The organism is Beijerinckia indica subsp. indica ATCC 9039 (genome assembly GCF_000019845.1).
Classification (GTDB): Bacteria; Pseudomonadota; Alphaproteobacteria; order Rhizobiales; family Beijerinckiaceae; genus Beijerinckia; species Beijerinckia indica.
Genome location: NC_010581.1, coordinates 3,622,322 through 3,639,781 on the forward strand (window position 1 = coordinate 3,622,322; position 17,460 = coordinate 3,639,781).

22 protein-coding genes are annotated in these 17,460 nt (G+C 55.5%); 14 read left to right on the forward strand and 8 right to left on the reverse strand.

The features are described 5' to 3' along the window. Positions 1 to 219 precede the first annotated feature (219 nt). Together BIND_RS16095 and BIND_RS20270 are read right to left on the reverse strand one after the other, a co-directional pair. Entirely contained in the window at positions 220 to 657 is a 438-nt protein-coding gene (locus BIND_RS16095) for a DUF2335 domain-containing protein (protein WP_012386085.1), read from the reverse strand. A gap of 778 nt (positions 658 to 1,435) precedes the next feature. Then, entirely contained in the window at positions 1,436 to 2,500 is a 1,065-nt protein-coding gene (locus tag BIND_RS20270) for a hypothetical protein (RefSeq protein WP_012386088.1), read from the reverse strand. Between the two features lie 109 nt (positions 2,501 to 2,609). On the opposite strand from BIND_RS20270, the gene BIND_RS21675 reads away from it, so the two are divergent. Then, positions 2,610 to 2,783, forward strand: a complete 174-nt coding sequence (locus tag BIND_RS21675) for a ribosome modulation factor (RefSeq protein WP_158304397.1) — start codon at positions 2,610 to 2,612, stop codon at positions 2,781 to 2,783. Positions 2,784 to 3,163: 380 nt separating this feature from the next. Here BIND_RS21675 and BIND_RS16120 read toward each other — a convergent pair whose 3' ends face one another. Both BIND_RS16120 and BIND_RS22045 read right to left on the reverse strand, forming a co-directional pair. Then, positions 3,164 to 3,718 (reverse strand): hypothetical protein, encoded by a 555-nt coding sequence (locus BIND_RS16120; protein WP_012386089.1) that lies wholly within the window; start codon positions 3,716 to 3,718, stop codon positions 3,164 to 3,166. A gap of 370 nt (positions 3,719 to 4,088) precedes the next feature. Next, positions 4,089 to 4,742 (reverse strand): helix-turn-helix domain-containing protein, encoded by a 654-nt coding sequence (locus BIND_RS22045; protein ID WP_012386090.1) that lies wholly within the window; start codon positions 4,740 to 4,742, stop codon positions 4,089 to 4,091. Between the two features lie 111 nt (positions 4,743 to 4,853). On the opposite strand from BIND_RS22045, the gene BIND_RS16130 reads away from it, so the two are divergent. From BIND_RS16130 to BIND_RS16165, 8 genes are all read left to right on the forward strand, one after another. After that, positions 4,854 to 5,291 carry a hypothetical protein gene (locus tag BIND_RS16130; protein WP_012386091.1) on the forward strand — a complete coding sequence of 146 codons (438 nt, stop codon included), beginning with the start codon at positions 4,854 to 4,856 and terminating at the stop codon, positions 5,289 to 5,291. Then, a complete protein-coding gene (locus BIND_RS16135) occupies positions 5,288 to 5,692 on the forward strand; it encodes a hypothetical protein (protein WP_012386092.1) in 405 nt (134 codons plus the stop codon). Before BIND_RS16130 ends, BIND_RS16135 begins: the two co-directional genes overlap by 4 nt. 2 nt (positions 5,693 to 5,694) lie before the next feature. After that, complete coding sequence (locus tag BIND_RS16140) at positions 5,695 to 5,979, forward strand: hypothetical protein (RefSeq protein ID WP_012386093.1); 285 nt, start codon at positions 5,695 to 5,697, stop codon at positions 5,977 to 5,979. After that, positions 5,972 to 6,175, forward strand: a complete 204-nt coding sequence (locus BIND_RS16145; protein WP_012386094.1) for a hypothetical protein — start codon at positions 5,972 to 5,974, stop codon at positions 6,173 to 6,175. Before BIND_RS16140 ends, BIND_RS16145 begins: the two co-directional genes overlap by 8 nt. After that, a complete protein-coding gene (locus BIND_RS16150) occupies positions 6,168 to 6,386 on the forward strand; it encodes a hypothetical protein (RefSeq protein ID WP_012386095.1) in 219 nt (72 codons plus the stop codon). The genes BIND_RS16145 and BIND_RS16150 overlap by 8 nt, the downstream gene beginning before the upstream one ends. Beyond that, positions 6,379 to 6,576, forward strand: a complete 198-nt coding sequence (locus BIND_RS16155) for a hypothetical protein (protein WP_012386096.1) — start codon at positions 6,379 to 6,381, stop codon at positions 6,574 to 6,576. Before BIND_RS16150 ends, BIND_RS16155 begins: the two co-directional genes overlap by 8 nt. A gap of 37 nt (positions 6,577 to 6,613) precedes the next feature. Beyond that, positions 6,614 to 7,393, forward strand: a complete 780-nt coding sequence (locus BIND_RS16160) for a tyrosine-type recombinase/integrase (protein WP_012386097.1) — start codon at positions 6,614 to 6,616, stop codon at positions 7,391 to 7,393. A 72-nt stretch (positions 7,394 to 7,465) separates the two neighbouring features. After that, positions 7,466 to 7,678: a hypothetical protein gene (locus tag BIND_RS16165; RefSeq protein ID WP_012386098.1), complete on the forward strand. Its 213-nt coding sequence runs from the start codon at positions 7,466 to 7,468 to the stop codon at positions 7,676 to 7,678. 79 nt (positions 7,679 to 7,757) lie between these two features. On the opposite strand, the gene BIND_RS16170 is transcribed toward BIND_RS16165, so the two are convergent. Together BIND_RS16170 and pnp are read right to left on the reverse strand one after the other, a co-directional pair. Further along, positions 7,758 to 8,633 (reverse strand): hypothetical protein, encoded by an 876-nt coding sequence (locus tag BIND_RS16170; protein ID WP_012386099.1) that lies wholly within the window; start codon positions 8,631 to 8,633, stop codon positions 7,758 to 7,760. A 66-nt stretch (positions 8,634 to 8,699) separates the two neighbouring features. Continuing rightward, positions 8,700 to 10,841, reverse strand: coding sequence for a polyribonucleotide nucleotidyltransferase (gene pnp, locus BIND_RS16175; protein ID WP_041778179.1), 2,142 nt, complete (start codon positions 10,839 to 10,841; stop codon positions 8,700 to 8,702). A gap of 49 nt (positions 10,842 to 10,890) precedes the next feature. Here pnp and BIND_RS21680 point away from each other — a divergent pair, with 49 nt between their 5' ends. Continuing rightward, positions 10,891 to 11,043 carry a hypothetical protein gene (locus BIND_RS21680; RefSeq protein WP_158304398.1) on the forward strand — a complete coding sequence of 51 codons (153 nt, stop codon included), beginning with the start codon at positions 10,891 to 10,893 and terminating at the stop codon, positions 11,041 to 11,043. A gap of 434 nt (positions 11,044 to 11,477) precedes the next feature. Here BIND_RS21680 and rpsO read toward each other — a convergent pair whose 3' ends face one another. Further along, complete coding sequence (gene rpsO / locus BIND_RS16180) at positions 11,478 to 11,747, reverse strand: 30S ribosomal protein S15 (RefSeq protein ID WP_012386101.1); 270 nt, start codon at positions 11,745 to 11,747, stop codon at positions 11,478 to 11,480. 434 nt (positions 11,748 to 12,181) lie between these two features. Between rpsO and BIND_RS16185 the strand changes: the two genes are divergently transcribed. Beyond that, complete coding sequence (locus BIND_RS16185; RefSeq protein ID WP_012386102.1) at positions 12,182 to 13,363, forward strand: lysylphosphatidylglycerol synthase domain-containing protein; 1,182 nt, start codon at positions 12,182 to 12,184, stop codon at positions 13,361 to 13,363. A gap of 126 nt (positions 13,364 to 13,489) precedes the next feature. Here BIND_RS16185 and ppk2 read toward each other — a convergent pair whose 3' ends face one another. Continuing rightward, positions 13,490 to 14,419 (reverse strand): polyphosphate kinase 2, encoded by a 930-nt coding sequence (ppk2, locus tag BIND_RS16190; protein ID WP_012386103.1) that lies wholly within the window; start codon positions 14,417 to 14,419, stop codon positions 13,490 to 13,492. 510 nt (positions 14,420 to 14,929) lie between these two features. Between ppk2 and BIND_RS16195 the strand changes: the two genes are divergently transcribed. Genes BIND_RS16195 through dnaQ form a run of 3 tightly spaced genes read left to right on the forward strand, consistent with a single transcriptional unit; the run spans position 14,930 to position 17,361 of the window. Further along, positions 14,930 to 16,000 (forward strand): ATP-binding protein, encoded by a 1,071-nt coding sequence (locus BIND_RS16195; protein WP_012386104.1) that lies wholly within the window; start codon positions 14,930 to 14,932, stop codon positions 15,998 to 16,000. After that, positions 16,001 to 16,636, forward strand: a complete 636-nt coding sequence (gene coaE, locus BIND_RS16200) for a dephospho-CoA kinase (protein WP_012386105.1) — start codon at positions 16,001 to 16,003, stop codon at positions 16,634 to 16,636. It abuts the gene before it with no gap. A gap of 14 nt (positions 16,637 to 16,650) precedes the next feature. Beyond that, complete coding sequence (gene dnaQ, locus BIND_RS16205) at positions 16,651 to 17,361, forward strand: DNA polymerase III subunit epsilon (protein WP_012386106.1); 711 nt, start codon at positions 16,651 to 16,653, stop codon at positions 17,359 to 17,361. Positions 17,362 to 17,460: the final 99 nt, after the last annotated feature.

A 17,460-nucleotide genomic window follows, 5' to 3' on the forward strand; every position in this document is an offset into this window, starting at 1 on the left:
AATCCCACGATTGCTCTAACGAGCAAACAAACGCACGTCGGTTCCGAACTGATGGGGAACCAGTTCGGAAATTTGCCCGCTGATGGAGAGGAGGGTTAACCCGAGATCAAACCTGGGGGTTAAACGGGGGGATAAAGCCCAGAAACCAGAATGTTTCTCCTAGCGGAGAAACAAATGCCCGCGTGAGGCGGGCTTAATACAAGTAGAATTTAAATTCTTCTATGTAGATTTTTCGTTAGCTTGTTTTTCTTTTTGCTCTTTATTTAAAAAGGCAGCTATTCCACTGATTACGGTAGTTGTTCCAATGACAACAGCAGTTTTAAACGCTCCGAGATAAAGCGCATAGCATGTCACGCCAAAAGCAGCTATTGAGAACAGACCAGCCAAAACCTGTCCGATGTGTCCTTCACGGACCCTGAATCTTGATTCACGATCTTCTTGCTTGCGTCTATGCTCAGCCTCTTTAACAAATTCGCCAAAGATCAAGCTAGCGCTTCCAGGAAGGATCTGTTCAAAAGCTTCTAGCGATTGAGGTGGCGGCAAAGGGCCAGACCAACCGCTAGCGAAAATATATTCTTCGCGCTCGGCAACTTGATTGGGAGGTTGAATTTTCTCGATAGAGTTTTGAGAGCTATTTTCGCTTAAATCATTTGACACGCTTCATCTTCCTTACGCGCGTCTCTGCGCGGTGAAGATCACGCCCAAGCTTGACCCAATCTCCTCGAAGGGCGCTCGCCGCGGTCGGCGCTCGTTTCGGCAAAACAGTCCTCTTCTGGCCTAATGAACCAAGTTGAGCAAACCCGTCCATTACCGAAGCTGAAAGGCTAGACAATCTTGTCATCAGTTCATGCGCGTGAGCCATGACCTTATCCTTTCCAAAGTCCTCCACTCGTTTCATATGAGACGAGGTTTTCGTCAAGCTGGTCAAACGTCGCCTCCCTTATATGGGATTGCGCATTGTACCAAGCAAAAATTGTCCCATGGATTAATAGGTATGCCGCATTCGCATCGTCCGCTTGGGCGCTATGCATCGAATATCGCTCACCCGTCATATTTCCCGACGACGGGCAAAGCGCGCGGGCGGCCAATCCTCAGCCGATTCCCCGGCCATTGAGGACGGATCACGTCGCAGTCGCCGTGTCGTTCTACGGAATAGCCTGCGGCGTGGATTTTCTCGCCGTCAGTCGGCCACTGCTTATAGGCTGGCTGGAAAGCAGGCCGGTGATAGGCCTCCAATGCTACCCTCGGCGAGAAGCTTCTTATCTGCCTTCTCCAATCCATCGTTTTTCTTTCTCCGAGATTGCAGGCGGTCCGATCGCTAGATCGGGCAAGCCGCGCTGGCGACTGAAGCGGGGTTAGTACTGGCTAATAAGCATCGTTGAAGCCCCTTTGAATTCCCTTTGATTACCCTTTGATCTATCATTGATGTTGCAAACTAGCCGTAACTGCCTGTTTTTAACGATGGAGCAGAGATCGATTTGCCCGCCTGGACATCAGCCTCAAGTCGCGCATATTCCTTGGTCCAAGATTCCCATTTGGCTGGATCATACCAAGAGGCTGTGGCTTTGGTTCGGGCCCGATAGGTCAGTCTCACCAGCCCAACAAGCTGCACATTGGCCAGGTGCCTCTGGACAGGAATGAGCCAAGTTCCCGAACCGTCAATTTGCTTTTGCTGCCATTCGGCGAGCATCGCATAGGCTGCTCGATGGGCAGCGCCGGTTATTCCGTTTTCGCCAGGCTCCCCGTTTTGCATTGCATAGGGATGGATGATCTCGCCTTCGTTGGTGTCCGCATCGATCAGATGACCAACGAACCGTACAAGCCCAATTTGCTCAAGGACCTTGAGAGCATCCCAGAACACCTGCCAGCCAGGATCGCGGTTGACCTTCTCCCCGTTCACCTCGACGGTTTCTACCTTGCCCTTCAAATGAGGCTTGGCAAGTGGCTCTGGCCACACGCTTAAAGTTCCGGGCTTGAATCCCCAGATAACAAGCGGACCATATTCCGCGACCTTGGTGCGTGTATATTCTTTCCGCAGTTTCCGCCAATGGATGCCGCAATCCAATTGCAGGGACTGTGCATGGTAGAGCTCAATGAACAGCCTGATCGCCGCTGGATTCTGTGTCTGCCGGACCAGCTCTATCGGAGGAGTCTCGCCTGATGCTCCATCAATGAGAGAATTTGGAAGCCAGATCCAATCTGGATTGTCTTCATCGCCTGTAAGGAAGTAGCGCGGTTTCGATCCGCCCTTATCCTGCCGGACAAGACTTGCATCGATCAGAGCCTGAATTGCAGCCTTTGCGCGGTGGCGTGCGATGTTGGTTCGCTCTTCGATCGCATGCGTGGACCATGACGTGGTGCGCTGATCTCGCAAAGTGCCACGTGCCATCACGAGATAGGAAACGGCAGGGTTTATCCCCAAGGCGCATACTTTGGCCCATGATTGCTTATCGATCGCAAAAAATCCGCCGTGACAAAGTAGAACGGGATTATTGTCCATCCCTTCAGTTTCCTTAATCTTTGAGCCCTTTGTTGCTCGAAAAAAATGCGCATATCTCGATCGCGCTCGCTATATTATTATTATGAACAGCATGAGGGCCGAGACAAACATGACCAAAAAGACAGAACTCGAATATTTTGATGAAGGCAGGGAGGCTCGATGGAATGATAAGCCACAGTCAGTCAACCCCTATTCAGCTTCATCAAACAGCCATTACCAGTGGGATGAAGGCTGGCGCAGCGCAGATAATCCAGATTGGGATGAAAAGGACGATAATTCTTAGTCTATGTGAACAATTTCTATTTTTCGATCAGTGCGGCGTAATGTAAAATGCCGCACTGAAGCCAGCCTCACAGGCTTATCGGCATTCTGCTTTTATCAGCTTGATTCAGCCGCGCGCAGGGCCGTCGCTATTCTACCGATGAACTCGACGCCAGTTTTAGCGGGCTTTCATATGTTATGAGTGCCCTCCCTATTCGAATTCATCCACCATCTTTGCTTCGCTCGGCAGCGTTGCTCGGATTGTCGCAGTCAATCTGTTGGCTATATTATCTAAATTGTTGATATCCCAAACAATTGTCACGAGATGGCTTGTATCGAAATGTATCTTGCGACGGCCTTCTTCATCAATCTCATCCCATTCCTTTTTCCGACAGGTGTAAATTACAGGTCGCCCGAGTCCTTCAGCAAACCCAGCCTCCCAATAGGCACCATTATTCGCATGTGTGAGGTCGCAATTACGAAACGTGATGTTCGTAAAGCAACACGAAGCTGGTCATCTATAAGACCAGCAGGCTGACTATCGGTCAAAAGTTTCAATTCAAACCCAGAACGCGCCACGGCCGGTTTAAAGCATGCATCAACTACGGAATTGAGTTCCTCATCACCGAATTTCATTGCCATGAATGCTGTATGGCTTGTGATCTGTGCATGCTTGATAGCTTCGTACCGTTCCCAGCCCGCCATAGTAAGACGTGCTGCTGGCTTGAAATTTAGCGGTCCTATGAACTCTATGAATAGCTTCACCGCATCTTGATTAAGCAACCATCTGAGACCGGTGTCTGGAGGTGAGCGTACTGCTACAAGTATCGCCCCGATCCATGCGGAGATTTCCGGAACAGATAGTTCTGTAGACCGCGCAGGCGTAGTTTGATGATCACCGATCCACCTGATTAATCTGTCTGCTTGCTCTATGGGTGACGGTAGCGGTTCATCCAATTGCCATAGTCCGAGATCTTTATATCTTAAATAGACAATTTTTTTTCATGCTGATACATACAACGAAGACGATGGCATAAGACGGAACGACGTTGCGGATCAGAATAATAAGACCCAAATCCATTTGATAATTCAACGCCCAATACGAATTGCCCGCACCAAGCACAATCGTAACTTGTATTAGGGAAAAACATTCCTCTTTCTGGTTCTTTTAAGAGTGCTTCATTGCAAACTGGACATCGCATATCGGATTAAGCCCTTCCCTTCCTCAACCGCACGCCATGGCCTTCCCCATTTTCCTCGACGAAGATCACGCCGGCCGATTTGTTGTCATCATTGTCGTCAATACAATGCAAGGCGAAAGAGAAGCTCAACTTTTGCTTTGGTCATGCGTATCTACGAATTTGATGTCTTCACATAGAACCGTCCGACCATTCTCCTTGAAGCTCCAGAACTCAATTATGTTGTCTTCTGGAATTTGGAAGTTACGCTGCCTGAGTGCGTCGGCGTCTTTGGCATGGAGTCTGCCCTTAGTCCCGTGACTTGCGGTACCATCAGCATTAACGATAACAAGTTCTTGGCCTTTTCGACCTAGCACATGAGCATGAGGTTGACCGCCCTTGAGATGAGTTGGTTGATCGATACGAATATTTTTGTCGTATCTGCCTGGAATCCACAGGCCTTCAACAAGTTTCTCGCATGTATTCTGCGACGAAGGCCAAGTGGAAATAATACGGATTTCCGGCAACTCCACGATATCGATAATCTGCCTCATCGACGGAGTTTTATTTTCGATATTCTGCTTTCTCAACCTCACTCCCGCGCCCCCGCCATTCTCTGCGATGAACTCGACGCCGGCGGCTTCTAGGGCGCGACGCATTACCTCGAGCGTGGCTCTCTGCGGGCTCGATTTCTCATTCTCAAAATTCCGAACGGTCACTGAGCTGACGGATGCCAGTTCAGCGAGTTTGTCTTGGTTCAAATTGAGAAGGCCACGAGCGGCCCGGCATTGTGCAGGTGTCATGCGAGCACCCTAACGAAACTTTCGAAAAACGCAATTAGTAGCGAAAACCAATTTGACTTATGTTTTTCGAAATACTAAATTCCTGTCGTTTTCCGAAAGGAGTTGTGCCCAATGCCGAACGCACCCGTCACGGCAGCCGCTGCCGGCTTGCCAAATTCCCGCCGAGACTTCCTCGAGAAGATGATCCAGGCCACGGCCGGTGCAAGTCTGGCCTATGCCGCTGCCAGCGTCGTCAAGGCCCATGCCGAGCCAGTTCACGATCCCCTGCTTGAGACCATCCGCGCTTATGAGGCAGGTGCGGCCGCTTTTAACGCTATCCCGATCGGGGCGCTCAACTTCGAAAACGAAGATCAACTTATCGACGACACCTTCGGGCGCCATCAAGACCGCCTGTTTGCCTGGAAGACGCCAGCAAGAACTCGCGAAGGCGCGATGGCGGCGCTCCGGTTAGCCAAGAAGGAGATGGAGGATACCTCCGAGTTGGGCTACCCGCTGCTCCTCGCCGCGCTCGCCTATTTCGAAGCTGAGGAAGCGGAGGCACGGTCATGAACACGGCCTCCCTGCCTCTCCTGCGCGCCCTGCCGCTCTTCACCGATCTGCCGGCCGGCCACAAGGCCGTGCTGGTTCGTCAGGATGATTTCGAGCCACATCTTCGCATTGGTGAGTTCGCCGTGGTCGATACGACCGACAAGGACGTCGCCTATGGCGAGCTCTACATGCTCTGCTTTCGGCGCGGCTTGCGTATCGTGCAGCCCTATAAATTTCCTTCGTCCATACCAGACGTTGGGGTTTGGTTTCGCTTTGCCATGCCGGCGCCGGGCCGAACGGTCATGGCGGATGGACCGCTCAAATTCGAGTGCTGGCCGGAGAAATGTTTCGGGCGAATCGTCGGCTTGTTCGAGCCGCTCGAAACCGTCGCCCATGGCAGCTCCCTCTATCGGGAGGCCTGATCATGCCGACAAGCCTGCCACCACGCGTTGAACCTCGCCCCGACGAGGATAGCGAATGCCTCGAGGCCATCGGCCTGACGCTCTTCTATCTTGGCGGATGCGTCTTCTACGCCTGCCTGATCGTCGGCTGGTCCGTGAAGAAGCTTGTGACCGATCGGGAACTGCCTGGCCTTCTCGTCTCCCTCTGCCGCTCATGGCTCGCGTGCTGCTGCTTCTGGCTCGCTCGCAAACTGCTCAAATTCGGCGTGTTCCTCGCGCCCTACGTCGAAGGGAAGAACAATGTCTGAATTGCTCGCCATTCATGACAAGATCTGCAAGGCAAAGGACCTCGTCGAAGTGACCTTTATGGCAGTGGATTGGCTGGATGAAGGGAGAGAGAAAAATGCTTTGGCTGCGGTTCTAAATGTCATCTCCGACACTTTGAAGGAGGCGGAGGAGAAGATTTCGGCCTGCCGGACCGGGAAAGGCCAAGCCCATGGCTAATTATTCGCTCAAGATCAGTGATCTGGACCATCGGATTTTCATGGCTATCGGACTCGCAAGAGCCGGAGAGCTTGCCGTGAGACAAGTCGAAACCACTGAAACGACGCGTGTCTTGGAGTCGGTCTTCGACGCCATTTTCACCCACCTCAAACCGATCGCGGATGAACTCGAGGAAGACCTGGATCGCAAGGGAGCGAGCAACCATGGCTAAGATCAAGGAGACCTGCGGCGATCATGAGACCTTGCTGAGGGAAATCAGTGGACTTGCCTGGGCGGGGATCTATTCCAGCCGGGAGGATGCCTGCGACGCGGCCGAAGCGGCGTGCTCTGCCATCGTCGATCGGATTATGGCTTGGCAGGAGGCGGAACGTAGCGCCAAGGGGAAGGCAAGCGGACTATAATGCGACACGATTGGATTGTCGCATTGAGGGCATAATCATGTCGGTGCGCAAAAGAAGCTGGACGACAGCGAAGGGCGAAAAGAAAGAGGCTTGGGTTGCCGATTATGTCGATCAGACCGGCAAGCGGCACCTCAAGACCTTCGATCGCAAGAAGGACGCGGACGCCTTTCATTCCAAGGCCAATGTAGAGGTTCGAGAAGGCACCCACACACCTGATAGTGTGAGCAAAACTGTCTCGGAAGCTGCCGACTTATGGCTTGAGACCTGCGATGCGAATCACCTCGAGGCCGCGACGATCGATGCCTATGAGCAGCATGTTCGGCTGCATATCAAACCATTCCTCGGCCGAATGAAGCTTTCGCAGCTCACGGCGCCGATGATCCGAGAATTCGAGGACAAGCTTCGCCGCGGCGATCCAGCGCCTGGCAAGGATGAAGGCAAGAAGCGATCGCCAGCAATGGTTCGCCGCGTGCTGATATCGTTGAGCACTATGGTTGGCGATGCCCAAGAGCGCGGCCTTGTGGCGCGCAATGTCGTCAAGGACCTTCGGGCAAGGCGAAAGCCCGGCAAGCAAAAGAAGCACGAGGACCGGCACGCCGGCAAACTCAAGGTCGGCGTGGATATTCCTACGCCGGGAGAGATTCGCGCCTTTGTGGGCGCCCTACAAGGGCTCTATCGGCCGATCCTTTTGACCGCAGCTTTCACTGGCCTTCGTGCTTCAGTCTTGGAATCCTTGTTGCGACAAGCGATATTCCAGGCACGTTCCGGCTTCATAATCGTGGAGAGGAAACTGCCCGGGATCCCGTCGAACCCTTAAGAATTCTGGCCAACGCCCTTGCCTTGATCGTCAAGACGGCAGATCTTTACAAAACAATAGGACGCGCAAATCATGACGCAATCCAACGCTAAGGAATGGCCAAAATCAGCCGTCGAAACACTCGATCAGGAAATCGGGACAAGGATTCGACGCCTGTCGGACGGAACCGCCACGGCGCAGGATGTCAGCGAAGCGACCCGCCTGATCCGCGAGCGGGCTGATTATATGATGCCGGGCATATTCCAACGCCTGCGCCAGCAGCGCGCAGAGAAAAAGGCAAGTTGAGCCCAATTGTCATCGGCTTTAGGCCTGGAGCTTTGCGCAAGCTGTTGCCGCGCGACCCCATGGATCAATATCATATCCCTCACCGATAAAGATCGCTCTTGCCATTGGCGAAAGCATCCAGAAAACGCCGGGCGCTCTTTCTGATCTCACGCGTTTCGCCTTGCAGCGCCAGTTCCAGGGCCGGCCTTTCCAACCCATGCAGATCGAGGATTTTTGACCAGCGGCGGGCGAGCACGACTTCATGCGCCGCGCCTTCGATCAGCAGCCTGTCCACCGGAACCGGAAACAGGCGGGCCGCGCTTTTTTTGTCGCGCATGGCCTGTTGCGTGAACTCATAGACCTTCTGCTCCTGCCCGCAGGCCCACCAGAACCATAAAAGCGCTGCGGGTGAGGCCTGCGACCAGATTTCCCCGGTCTTAGCCAGATTCTGCACGCGGGCGAAAAGTTTTGCCCGCAAGTCTTCTGTTCGCGGTCCAAAGTAATCATCGCGCCGATCCGAGACGGCCTCCTCCGTCGGCGCGCTGGCGAGCAGACGGAAGAGAGCAGCCGCAAGAGATACATCTCTCAACGGCTCCGACGCTGTTTCGAACAAAAACCCCCGCTCAGCGGGGGTTTTCGCTGACAAATGGCGTGCGAGAAGCTGACAAAGCCGGTCTTCCAAGACTTCACTCCCCGGCTCTTGCGCACCATCAAGGAGACGAAGACCATCCGCCGCGCGGCCGAGCACCGGGCCTTCCGCCAAAATCACCGGCAACCATTCCGCCAAATTGTCCTCGTGACCCTCGAGCCTCTGTTCGAGAAGGGTCACCAGCGCGTCCCGCCAAGCAAGACGCTCGGCATCGGCCAGCGGGGCAAAAAGGTCATGGAAATCGGCAAAAGCCTTGGCCGGATCGGTCGCTGTCACAAACAGGGTCTCGAGGGTGACGCGATTTTCGGGAGCGAGAGAATTGGGCATGAGGGCTTTACATGAAAAAGGCCGCGTCCTTGTCGAACGCGGCCGGATAACAAGCAAGAATGAGGCTTATTCGCCAGCTTCGGCTTGCGGCGGCTCCTTGCCTTCGAGATCCTCGCCGGTTTCCTGATCGACGAGACGCATGGACAGGCGCACCTTGCCGCGATCATCGAATCCGAGCAGCTTGACCTTCACCTTATCGCCTTCCTTGACGACATCGGAGGTTTTCGCCACGCGCCCCTTCGCGAGCTGCGAAATATGCACGAGGCCGTCCTTCGAGCCGAAGAAATTCACGAAGGCGCCGAAATCGACGACCTTGACCACCGTGCCGTCGTAAATATGGCCAACTTCCGGATCGGTGGCGATCGACTTGATCCAATTGATCGCCGCCTTGATCGAATTACCGTCGGAGGAGGCGACCTTCACCGTACCGTCATCCTCGATATTGATCTTGGCACCGGTTTTCTCGCAGATCTCACGGATAACCTTGCCGCCCGTACCGATGACTTCCCGGATCTTTTCGGTCGGAATGCGCAGGGTCTCGATGCGGGGCGCGAATTCGCCGAGTTCTGCTCTCGCCCCCGTGATAGCCTTGGCCATTTCGCCGAGAATATGCAGGCGGCCTTCCTTGGCCTGGCCCAGCGCCACCCGCATGATCTCTTCGTTGATGCCCGTGATCTTGATGTCCATCTGCAACGAGGTAATGCCCTCCTCGGTGCCGGCGACCTTGAAATCCATGTCGCCCAGATGATCCTCGTCGCCGAGAATATCGGACAGGACCGCATAACGCTCGCCTTCAAGGATCAGACCCATGGCAATGCCTGCCGTCGGGCGCTTCAAGGGCACGCCGGCATCCATCAAAGCCAAAGAGGAGCCGCAGACCGTGGCCATGGAGGACGAACCATTGGATTCGGTAATCTCCGAAACGACGCGGATCGTATAAGGGAATTCTGCCGGCGTCGGCAGCATCGGATGGATTGCGCGCCAGGCGAGCTTGCCATGGCCGATCTCGCGGCGTCCAGGCGAGCCCATACGGCCCGCCTCACCGACCGAATAGGGCGGGAAATTATAATGCAGCAGGAAGCGCTCCCGATAGGTGCCCTCCAGATTGTCGATCAATTGCTCGTCCTCGCCGGTCCCGAGCGTCGCGACGACAAGCGCCTGGGTCTCACCGCGTGTGAACAAAGCCGAGCCGTGAGCACGCGGCAGAATGCCAACCTCCGCCAGGATCGGACGCACGGTTTTCACATCACGCCCGTCGATGCGAATACCATTATCGAGAATGTTCCAGCGCACGACCTTGGCCTGAAGATCGTGGAACACCTCGGCGACGAGATCCTTGGGAAATTTCGCCTCGCCCTCGGCCGGCAGCAGATCCCCGAAGACCTTTGCCTTCACCGCATCGACCGCCGCATAGCGATCCTGCTTGGAGGTGATTTTATAGGCTTCGCGGAGATCATTCTCGGCAATCGCAAGCACTGCCACCTCGACCTCGGTCTTATCGGGCAGGATCAGATCGCGCGGCTCCTTGGCTGCCTTCTCGGCGAGCCGAATGATCGCATCGATGACCGGCTGGAAGGAGCTATGGCCCGCCATGACGGCACCGAGCATGACGTCCTCGGATAATTCCTTGGCCTCCGATTCGACCATCAGCACGGCATCGCTGGTGCCGGCGACAACGAGATCGAGCGCCGTATCCTTTACCTCATCAAGGGTTGGATTGATCTTATATTGACCGTTCACATAGGCGACACGGGCAGCGCCCACCGGACCCATGAAGGGAACGCCCGAGAGCGTCAAGGCCGCCGAGCTCGCGACCATGGAAAGAATATCGGGATCGTTCTCGAGATCATGGGCGAGCACGGTCACGATCACCTGCGTCTCGTTCCGATATCCCTCGGGAAAGAGGGGACGGATCGGCCGGTCGATCAGGCGGGAAACCAATGTCTCCCGCTCCGAGGGGCGGCCTTCGCGCTTGAAATAACCGCCGGGAATCCGGCCCGCGGCGAAAGCTTTTTCCTGATAATTCACGGTCAGCGGAAAGAAATCGACTCCCGGCTTGACCGATTTGGCGGAGACGACGGTGGCCAGCACCGTGGTTTCCCCATAAGTCGCGAAAATGGCACCGTCCGCCTGGCGGGCGATCTTGCCTGTCTCCAGCACGAGCTTGCGCCCGGCCCACTCGATTTCCTCGCGATGAATCTCGAACATATGCATGCGTCTTTCTTAAGTGACTTGTCTTGTACAAAAGATGGATTGAATGAAATCGACCAAGACGAAAGCCACGAGCAAGACGGCGAGAAGCTGCCACGAGCAAAAACTCGTGCGGCAGCGCCTGGCGATCCTGCCCCGGCTGGGTGATCTTGGCCCTTATGGAACCGGGCAGCCCTATGCTCCCCAGTTTGTTGTCTAAAGCATCGGACCCTAATTTAATCCATTTTTGGAAATTCCGATGCATTCATAAAGATAGAGAGCATCAGACTTGATTCCGAGCCACGATCCGCTTGCGCGACGCTGCGCGGACCGACCCTGGAACTTTCTTTTTAGCCGGTCAAACCGGCGGACCGTTCCGTGAAATTGGCCCCGATGGGCGAAATCTCTTTCATCCTTGTCATCGGAAGAGATTTCTCGTGGGAAGAGCTTTCTCAGAAAAGCGCCGTCACTCTGCCGACGTCCAGCTTGCCCCAAGAAAACGGGTAAACAGCCGGCCCCTGAACAAGGCCGGAGCAATTTCTGTCCGCAAAAACAGAAATTGCTCTCCATCTCGTTATTTTAAAGCATCCTGTCCCAAAAGCTGCAAACTTTCGGATGATATGCTTCGAGCTTGGCGATGGACGGTTTGTTGCCTTACCGGCGGATGCCGAGCCGTTCGATAAGCGCTTTATAACGAGGCTCGTCGCGCCCCTTCACATAATCCAGAAGCTGGCGCCGCTGGGACACGAGTTTCAAGAGACCGCGACGGGAATGGTTGTCCTTGACGTGGGTCTTGAAATGCTCCGTCAAATTGGCGATGCGTTCCGTCAGGATCGCAACCTGGACCTCGGGCGAACCCGTATCCCCATCCTTAAGAGCATATTCCTTCACGAGCGCAGTCTTGCGCTCCGGCGTGATCGACATCGTTGATCCTTTCTATCGTTTTTGTTGTGCTGCTTTTGGATTTGGCAGCAGGATATGTCCCGCCGAGGAGGCGCTTTTCCTGGCGCCGGGCCGGGATGTCGTCCAGCACGGTGCCATTTTTGAAGGCGTGATCCCCCTCGCGAGTCTCCTTTCATAACCGGAACGGGTGGTCCTGGGAAGGGTTGCGGGCCAGATTCCGCGCCTTTCAAAGACCTCAAACATCGAACATGGCCTAATTTTGAAGGCCCGATGCTTTTGAAAGGCTGTTGCTAAAATGCACCTTTGCCCCAACCTTTACACGTCCTTGTCTTGCTACGGTCGTATCAGCACCCCATAAGGAGCGGGACAGCTTTCCATGACGTGGCTATCGGCAAGGGATGAACTTGGATCAGAGATCAAGGCGTGATGCTCATGCGCACCGGCGCTCGGCCACGATGAGAACACACAAGACCCAGCGCCCCTTGCCGGTACAAAATCCGCTTTCCGACCCATCCGTGAAATCAAACCCGGAGGAAGCGATCGAGGCTGGAGCCGCACGCAAGAGCCGCGGGCTGGACTTGCATCAGGACCACGCCGTCGACGAGGCCACTTTGCCGGAAACCCGTACCTCCTTGCAAAAATTCGGTCATTGGCTCGCCATTGCCTTCAGTGTCCTGCTCGCCGGTTTCTCGGTCTATGTCCTGGTTCACACCCTGACGGGCGTCAGTCTCAGCGATTTGCGCGCGGCGATCGCCGCCAAAAGCGCCGAACAGATCACCGCGGCCGCTTTTCTGACCAGCCTCTCTTATCTGGCCCTGACCGGTTATGACGCTCTCGCCTTGCGGCAATTGAACCTGCATGTTCCCTATAAGACGACCGCGCTGGCCTCCTTCACCAGTTATGCGATTTCCTTCACGCTCGGTTTTCCCCTGATCACCGCCGGCACCGTACGGTATTGGATCTATTCACAGGCGGGGCTTGGCCCCGGCCGCGTGGCGAGCCTGACCGTCATTGCCGGTATCACCTTCTGGCTCGGCATGGTCCTGGTCATCGGTCTCGCCCTGTTCTTCCGCAGCACCGAGATTGGCCAGATCAATCATCTGAGTGGTCAGCTCAACTTGCTGATCGGCCTCGCCATCCTCGCCACATTCATCACCTATCTGGTCTGGGTCAGCTTGCGACGGCGGCAGGTGCGGCTACAGGGCTTCCGCCTGGAACTGCCAGGCTTCCGCCTGACCGTGGCGCAGGTCATCCTCGGCGTTTGCGATCTCTGCGCGGCCTCGGGCGTGCTCTATTCCCTGCTGCCTGATCATCGCATCGTGGATTTCTTCACCTTCGCAGGCACTTATGTCTTTGCATGCATCCTTGGCATCGCCAGCAACGCGCCGGGCGGCATTGGTGTATTCGAGGCCACCCTTCTCAACGCCATTCCGGCAACATCCCAGGAGGCCCTGCTCGCTTCCCTCCTCCTGTTCCGGATCATTTATTATCTCGTGCCCTTCGTCCTGGCCCTGGCTTTCCTCGGAGCGCATGAAAGTTTCCGCCGCTGGAAAAGCCTCCGCGAGGCCATGAGCACCAGCCAGGACGCCAAGCTCGATCCCGATCCCGTCATCAATCGTAAACGTGACAGATCATAATACCAAAGGTCGTGAAGAACGACCTTTGGTTCCTTTCTTGAATTTTCGCTTTTTCAAAGCGAGAGCGAAAATTCAAGAGCGGGCCAACGGTCATCTATTATGACCGTTGGTATAAGGGCGCGCCTTCTACAAAACGCCCATATCGAGATAGGTCGCCGCCGACAGCACGATCTTGCGATCGGTTTCTCCGATCTCCTCGATATTCTTATTATCGTAGGGGATCATTTCCAGCACATGCCGGATGGTCTCGAGCCGCAGTCGCTTCTTGTCATTGGCAAGCACTATGGTCCAGGGCGCCGCGGCATGATCGGTCGCCTTGAACATGGCGGCAAAAGCCGCGCTGTAATCGTCGAAATGATCGACCGCCTTGAAATCAAGCGCGGATAATTTCCAGCGGTTCAACGGATCGAGCCAACGCGCGTGCAACCGCATGATCTGCATTTCACGCCCAACGGCCAGAAATAATTTGATGATCCGGATACCGTCACGCGCCAGCATGGCCTCGAAATTCGGCGCTTCGGCCAGAAAGCCCCGTGTCTGCTCAGGCGTGCAAAAGCCGAACACACACTCGACGCCGGCGCGATTATACCAAGAGCGGTCGAGAACGACGATTTCCCCTTTCGTGGGCAGATGCTCGATATAGCGCTGAAAGTACCATTCTCCTGCCTCACGTGGGGTCGGGGCCGCGAGCGCCACAATCCGCACCGAGCGGGGATTCAAATGTTCGGTCAACCGCTGGATCGTGCCGCCCTTGCCGGCCCCATCGCGGCCTTCGAACAAAATGATGACCCGCTCTCCCTTGCGCTTCACCCAGTCGAGCATCTTAACCAGTTCGATCTGCAGGCATTCGAGTTGATCTTGGTAAAGATCCGGATCGAGTTTTTCAGCATAGGGAAAATGCCCTGAACCAAGAGCGGCGGAGCGGATTTTTGCCGGCAATTCGTCGACATCGATCGCAATGCTGATTTTGGCCGGCAGTGGGCGCGCCTCGGCGATCCGCTGCGCTTTCTTCCGCTTGCGCCTCTCGCTCTCGCCGCTTTGTTTTCCAGAATTCATCGAATCGCTTTCGGGCACTTTTCTTGGATGAGCTTTCTCCACCAGCCCTGTCGCAAAGATGGAGAGAGCCTTTACAGAAACAAGTTTATAATGTTTCTCAAAAGAGATGGAACGGTCGGTGCCGATCAAGGTTATAGAGCAGCTATGCTGCGGACCACACGCGGGATCGATCGCCCTATCCCTTTCTTTTTATGAACCGAGATATTTTTAAAGTGGGCCGCAGCTTAAGCCTGAATGATAGCATCATTCGTTTATTCAGACGCATAAGCACCGCTATAAATCTTTATGAACATATTAAATTTATGCTATAAGAAAATCCGCTTTCAAATTGATACTAGAGATCAATCTGTCTCAAGGCGTTGATGGCCCTTGGCGATGCGAACTCATAAAATAAAGCATCGCTCGACTCCCGTCGCGATAGACTTCTTTAGGACAAACCTCGATCGCGACAAGACTTTACCGTAAGATAAAAGAAGTTCATGACGCCAAGGAGGCAGCGGCGAGCGGGGGATGCTGAACACACCACAGGATGATCTGCGTTCGGATGATCGAACGCTTATTGAGAGCCTCATCGAGGCTTTGCCCGAGGCCACCATTGCCATTAGCGCGGTGGATCGGATCATTGCCGTCAATCAAGCGGCCATCGCTCTCTTTCCGGCTTTGCGGGCGGGCGATCTCCTTGCGCGTGTCCTGCGGACCCCCGATGTCCTCGATACGGTCAAACGCGTTCGCGTCCTCAAGAAGCCACAGCGCGCGACTTGGGTGGAGCGCATGCCGGTGGAACGGCTCTTCGATGTCTATGTGGCCCCCATCACGGTCGTTAGCCTTGAGGGCTCCATGATCATCAGCCTCCACGATCTCACCGAGGCGCGCCGGGTCGAGCGCATGCGCGCTGATTTCATCGCCAATGCCAGCCATGAGCTGCGCACACCGCTTTCCTCACTGCTCGGTTTCATCGAGACGCTGCAAGGACCAGCCAAGGACGACGAAAACGCGCGGATCCGCTTTCTGGGCATCATGCGAGACCAGGCGCGGCGCATGGCGCGGCTGATCGACGATCTCTTGTCTTTGTCGCGGATCGAGCAGAACCTGCATGTGCGTCCGCAAGCTCCCGTCGATCTCGCATTGGTGCTGCGCCATGTCGTCGAGACTTTGACGCCGATGGCCCACGACAACCACGTCATGTTAAACCTCGATTCACCCGATTCGCTGATCGTGCGCGGCGATTACGACGAACTCCTGCGGGTCGTCGAGAATCTCGTTGAAAACGCCATCAAATATGGGCTCCCGGTATCACACAATCATAAGCCGGAGATCGTCATTACCCTGGCGAAACGCAGTCGCAATGCCATCATGAGCGTGCGCGACTTCGGCCCCGGAATCGCCAGTGAACATTTGCCCCGCCTGACGGAACGTTTCTATCGCGTCGATAATCGTCAAAGCCGTGACAAGGGGGGCACGGGCCTCGGCCTCGCCATCGTCAAACATATTCTAGCCCGCCACCAAGGCCGGCTCGGGATCGATTCGCGGCTGGGCGAAGGCTCGACCTTCAATGTCGCCTTGCCGCTGCATGAGGATTAGATGGTTGTCCTCGGCCTCACCGGCTCCATCGGCATGGGCAAGTCCGCCACGGCGGCTATGTTTCGCAAGGCTGGCATCCCGGTCCATGACGCCGACGCTACGGTTCACGCGCTTTACCGCGGCGATGCTGTTCCCCTCGTGGAAGCCGCCTTTCCCGGCGTCTCCAACGCGCAGGGAATAGACCGAGCCTTGCTCGGCGCGCGTGTCTTCAAAGACCCCGCCGCCATGCAGCGGCTCGAGGCGATCATCCATCCTCTCGTCGCCCGCGCGAGGGAGACTTTCCTTGCCCATGCACGTGCCGAGGCACGGCGGATCGTCGTCCTCGACATTCCGCTGCTGATGGAGATCGGCGCTGATGCGGACGTCGATGCAGTGGTCCTTGTGACCGCACCGGAAGCTGTGCAAAAGGCGCGGGTCGCGGCCCGTGAGGGCATGACCGAAGAACGGCTGGCGGTTATTCTGGCCAAACAGATGCCCGATGCTGCAAAGCGTCTGCGCTCGCATTTCCTCATCGATACCAGCCGGGGATTTGCCGCGGCGGAACGGCAGGTCGCCGATATTTTGCGTGCCGCCGTAGCACTCGGTGGCAAACGAGCCATCACGCCGCACCAGCGCAATGCGATGCGACAGAATTAAAGGCGCGAGGGGGAATGCGGGAAATCGTTCTGGATACGGAAACCACCGGGCTCGATCCGGCCGAGGGCCACAGGATCATCGAAATCGGCTGTATCGAAATACTCCACACGATTCCAACTGGACAAATTTTTCACGTCTATATCGATCCCCAGCGCGATATTCCTGAAGATGCCGTCAGGGTGCATGGCATTACCGCGGAATTTCTAGCTGGAAAGCCGGTCTTCGCCGATATTGCCTCCGAATTCCTCGCCTTCATCGGCGATGCCAAGCTCGTCGCGCATAATGCCGCCTTCGACATGCGCTTTCTCAACGCGGAACTCGGCCTGCTTGGTCTGGAACCGATCGATTCCGAGCGTGTGGTCGATACATTGGCGCTCGCCCGGCGCCGTCATCCAGGCGCATCGAACAGTCTCGATGCGCTTTGCAATCGCTATGGCATCGACAATACGCGCCGCACCAAACATGGCGCTTTGCTCGATTCGGAAATCCTGGCCGACGTCTATGCCGAATTGCTGGGGGGGCGCCAAGCCGCTCTCACCTTTGAAACCGCTACCGCGCTCCGGCAGGACAATACACATCAGACCCCATTCCGGCAACGCCCCGTTCCGCTCGAAAGCGCTCTTTCCTCACAGGAGCGAGACGCCCATCGAGCCTTCATTGCCAAATTGGGCGACAAAGCCATCTGGGTCTCCTACCTGCCTCAGCCTGAAAATTCCGAGTCCTGAAGACAGAATGCAGGAAGGAGTTTTCCACCGGTGCTGCCTGTTGCAGCACTGTTTCGGCAACGAGGATAATGAATTATTAACCATTTCCTTGGCTTGATG

What these genes read in the sequence shown, in the direction of transcription:
- BIND_RS16145 (WP_012386094.1), top strand. Translation starts at nt 5,972, where the DNA reads ATGTCTGAATTGCTCGCCATTCATGACAAGATCTGCAAGGCAAAGGAC.
- BIND_RS16150 (WP_012386095.1), top strand. Translation starts at nt 6,168, where the DNA reads ATGGCTAATTATTCGCTCAAGATCAGTGATCTGGACCATCGGATTTTC.
- coaE (WP_012386105.1), top strand. Translation starts at nt 16,001, where the DNA reads ATGGTTGTCCTCGGCCTCACCGGCTCCATCGGCATGGGCAAGTCCGCC.
- pnp (WP_041778179.1), bottom strand. Translation starts at nt 10,841, where the DNA reads ATGTTCGAGATTCATCGCGAGGAAATCGAGTGGGCCGGGCGCAAGCTC.
- ppk2 (WP_012386103.1), bottom strand. Translation starts at nt 14,419, where the DNA reads ATGAATTCTGGAAAACAAAGCGGCGAGAGCGAGAGGCGCAAGCGGAAG.
- BIND_RS16160 (WP_012386097.1), top strand. Translation starts at nt 6,614, where the DNA reads ATGTCGGTGCGCAAAAGAAGCTGGACGACAGCGAAGGGCGAAAAGAAA.
- BIND_RS16185 (WP_012386102.1), top strand. Translation starts at nt 12,182, where the DNA reads ATGAGAACACACAAGACCCAGCGCCCCTTGCCGGTACAAAATCCGCTT.
- BIND_RS16140 (WP_012386093.1), top strand. Translation starts at nt 5,695, where the DNA reads ATGCCGACAAGCCTGCCACCACGCGTTGAACCTCGCCCCGACGAGGAT.
- BIND_RS16165 (WP_012386098.1), top strand. Translation starts at nt 7,466, where the DNA reads ATGACGCAATCCAACGCTAAGGAATGGCCAAAATCAGCCGTCGAAACA.
- BIND_RS16170 (WP_012386099.1), bottom strand. Translation starts at nt 8,633, where the DNA reads ATGCCCAATTCTCTCGCTCCCGAAAATCGCGTCACCCTCGAGACCCTG.
- dnaQ (WP_012386106.1), top strand. Translation starts at nt 16,651, where the DNA reads ATGCGGGAAATCGTTCTGGATACGGAAACCACCGGGCTCGATCCGGCC.
- BIND_RS16195 (WP_012386104.1), top strand. Translation starts at nt 14,930, where the DNA reads ATGCTGAACACACCACAGGATGATCTGCGTTCGGATGATCGAACGCTT.
- BIND_RS21680 (WP_158304398.1), top strand. Translation starts at nt 10,891, where the DNA reads ATGAAATCGACCAAGACGAAAGCCACGAGCAAGACGGCGAGAAGCTGC.
- BIND_RS16155 (WP_012386096.1), top strand. Translation starts at nt 6,379, where the DNA reads ATGGCTAAGATCAAGGAGACCTGCGGCGATCATGAGACCTTGCTGAGG.
- BIND_RS16130 (WP_012386091.1), top strand. Translation starts at nt 4,854, where the DNA reads ATGCCGAACGCACCCGTCACGGCAGCCGCTGCCGGCTTGCCAAATTCC.
- BIND_RS16135 (WP_012386092.1), top strand. Translation starts at nt 5,288, where the DNA reads ATGAACACGGCCTCCCTGCCTCTCCTGCGCGCCCTGCCGCTCTTCACC.
- BIND_RS20270 (WP_012386088.1), bottom strand. Translation starts at nt 2,500, where the DNA reads ATGGACAATAATCCCGTTCTACTTTGTCACGGCGGATTTTTTGCGATC.
- BIND_RS21675 (WP_158304397.1), top strand. Translation starts at nt 2,610, where the DNA reads ATGACCAAAAAGACAGAACTCGAATATTTTGATGAAGGCAGGGAGGCT.
- rpsO (WP_012386101.1), bottom strand. Translation starts at nt 11,747, where the DNA reads ATGTCGATCACGCCGGAGCGCAAGACTGCGCTCGTGAAGGAATATGCT.
- BIND_RS22045 (WP_012386090.1), bottom strand. Translation starts at nt 4,742, where the DNA reads ATGACACCTGCACAATGCCGGGCCGCTCGTGGCCTTCTCAATTTGAAC.